The sequence below is a fragment of the Gordonia sp. UBA7599 genome (genome assembly GCA_002477755.1).
Classification (GTDB): Bacteria; Actinomycetota; Actinomycetes; order Mycobacteriales; family Mycobacteriaceae; genus Gordonia.
In genome coordinates, this window is sequence record DLKD01000144.1 from 9888 (window position 1) to 12513 (window position 2626).

General features: G+C 70.3%; 1 protein-coding gene and 2 pseudogenes. 1 reads left to right on the forward strand and 2 read right to left on the reverse strand.

The window, feature by feature from the left end; all coding sequences use genetic code 11:
- Positions 1-780, forward strand: a pseudogene (locus tag B4L26_RS17170) (glycine dehydrogenase (aminomethyl-transferring)); the annotation flags it as partial.
- A gap of 7 nt (positions 781-787) precedes the next feature.
- On the opposite strand, the gene B4L26_RS17175 reads toward B4L26_RS17170, so the two are convergent.
- The gene (locus B4L26_RS17175; RefSeq protein WP_290720798.1) at positions 788-1990 is read right to left on the reverse strand and encodes a substrate-binding domain-containing protein; all 1203 of its coding nucleotides are present in this window, start codon (positions 1988-1990) and stop codon (positions 788-790) included.
- Positions 1980-2626, reverse strand: a pseudogene (locus tag B4L26_RS17180) (malate synthase G); the annotation flags it as partial. The pseudogene B4L26_RS17180 and the gene B4L26_RS17175, both read right to left, overlap by 11 nt.

Genomic DNA, 2626 nt, shown 5'->3' on the forward strand with positions numbered 1-2626 from the left:
ATCCCGCACGGCGGCGGCGGTCCCGGCGTCGGGCCAATCGGCGTGCGCGACCACCTCGCGCCCTACCTGCCCGGGCATCCGCTGGCTCCCGAGCTCTCCGAGGCGCATTCGGATGCGGTGCGGGCGGCCGGTGATCTGACCGTCTCTGCCGCGCCCTACGGGTCGGCGTCGATCCTGCCGATCACCTACGCCTACATCTTGATGATGGGCGCGTCGGGGCTGCGCCGTGCGACGCTGAGCGCGATCGCCTCGGCCAACTACATCGCCCGGCGCCTCGATGAGTACTACCCGGTGCTCTACACCGGTGACGGCGGTTGGGTGGCCCACGAGTGCATCCTGGACCTGCGCGAACTGACCAAGCTAACCGGGGTCACCGTCGACGATGTCGCCAAGCGGCTGGCCGACTACGGCTTCCACGCCCCGACGATGAGCTTCCCCGTCGCCGGGACGCTGATGGTCGAGCCGACGGAGAGTGAGAACCTCGACGAGCTGGATGCCTTCTGTGACGCCATGATCGCGATCCGCGGCGAGATCGATCGTGTGGGGTCAGGGGAGTGGTCAGTCGACGACAACCCGCTGCGCGGGGCACCGCACACCACCGAGTGCCTGGTGGGCGAATGGGACCACCCGTATTCGCGCGAGACCGCCGTGTTCCCCAACGGATTGCCCTCGACCGGGGCGCGCGCCAAGGCGTGGCCGGCCGTGCGCCGCATCGACGGCGCCTTCGGCGACCGCAACCTGGTGTGCAGCTGCCCGCCGATCGAGGCGTTCGCGGAGTGAGTCCGGCCTATCGGTACACCAACCGCAGCAGTGCGGCGCTCGCGGCGGGCTCGGGATCGCGCATCTCGTTGCCGACCGCTCCGAAGCCGACCGTGGCGTTGCCCGGCGGTGTCTGGGCGTCGCCGGCGCGGTAGCCCGACCTCGCCAGCAGGGCGGTCTGATCGGGCTGCTTGGCGAATTCGAGGAACGCCGCCACGCCGTCGGACTGCTCCGCGGTGACCTGGCTGCTGGACAGGCGCAGCACCGGGTAATCGGCGACAGGTGTCGGGCCCGATGGCGAGAACGCGCGCAGCGAGTCGCCGATCGCGCCGCTGCGGGCCAGCACGTAGAGCTGCTGCTCGGTAATGGGGACGGTGTGGATGCCGCGACGCGCCTCGGATTTGGCGATCGCCGTGACCGTGGCGGTCGCGGATCCATCCGGGGCGGGGGGAGCGTTGTCCAGGACGGCGCGCACCGCGGCGGTGGCTGCCGGGGACTCGACCTCGGTGGCGGTGAGGGCGCCCGGTGACTGCGCAGCTTGGGATGCGATCGCCTGGGTGGCGAGCAAGGTGGCGTCCGACCCCGCGCCGAGCGGCATCGCCAGGCGCAGCGGGCCCCACGTCGGCAACCCGAACTGCGCCATCGCGTCCGGGCGCTTCGACAGCGACGCCAACTGGCCCCAATCGAGTTTGCCCACAGCCTTCTGCGCGAACTCGGAATACATCGCCAGGACCACGGGGGAGGTCGCCAGTGAATCGGGCGATCCCTCCACCGCCTCAGGCTTGGCGCTGGTCAAGGCGGCCGCCCAGATCGACGACTGCGGGATCCACGCGGCGGGGCGCTCGCCCATCGACGCGATGTCCCACTGCCCGCGCAGCCCGTCGAGTGTCACCTTGGAATCGCCGGGGCGAACCTGCACGGTCACGCAGTGGTCGCGGACCACCGGCTTCGTCTCGTTGTAGCGCTTCGCGATATCGCCGAGGACCTCGGCGATATCGGCCGACGCGATGATCGGGACCGTCGTGGGACCCTCCACGCACTTGCCGGCGGCCGAGTCGGCCTGATCGCCGACCTTGTCGCGAGCCTGGAACCAGGCGACGGCGCCGCCGGCCAGCAGCAGGACGACCAAGGCGACGGCGAGGAGCGGGTGCCCCCCACCACCGTCGAGTTCGTGCCGGTTGGCGGTGGGGCTATCGAGCCCATGCCGCCCGCCACCGCTGCTATGCGCCATGGGCGGCCTTGTACTCGCGGCGGCGGCGGTGCAGGATCGGCTCGGTGTAGCCGCTGGGCTGCGAGGCGCCCTCGAGGATGAGTTCCTTGGCGGCCTGGAAGGCAATGCTCGAGGCGAAGTCGGGGGCCATCGGGGTGTAGTCCGGGTCATCGGCGTTCTGGCGGTCGACCACCGGTGCCATCCGCTCCAGTGCCGCCTCGATGTCGTCGGCGGTGACGACGCCGTGGCGCATCCAGTTGGCCAGCAACTGGCTCGAGATGCGCAGGGTCGCCCGGTCCTCCATGAGTGCGACATCGTGGATGTCGGGCACCTTCGAGCAGCCCACACCATGGTCGATCCAACGGACCACGTAGCCCAGGATCGACTGGCAGTTGTTGTCGAGCTCCTCGCGCTTCTCCTCCTCGGACCAGTCGGCCTTCGGCGCGAGCGGGATGGTGAGGATGTCGTCGACCGACGCCGGTGCGCGCTTGGCGATCTCGTCCTGCACCTCGAACACATCCACCTCGTGGTAGTGCATCGCGTGCAGCGTCGCGGCGGTGGGCGAGGGCACCCAGGCGGTGGTGGCGCCGGCGCGGGGCTGGGCGATCTTCTGCTCGACCATGTCGGCCATCAGATCGGTCATCGCCCACATGCCCT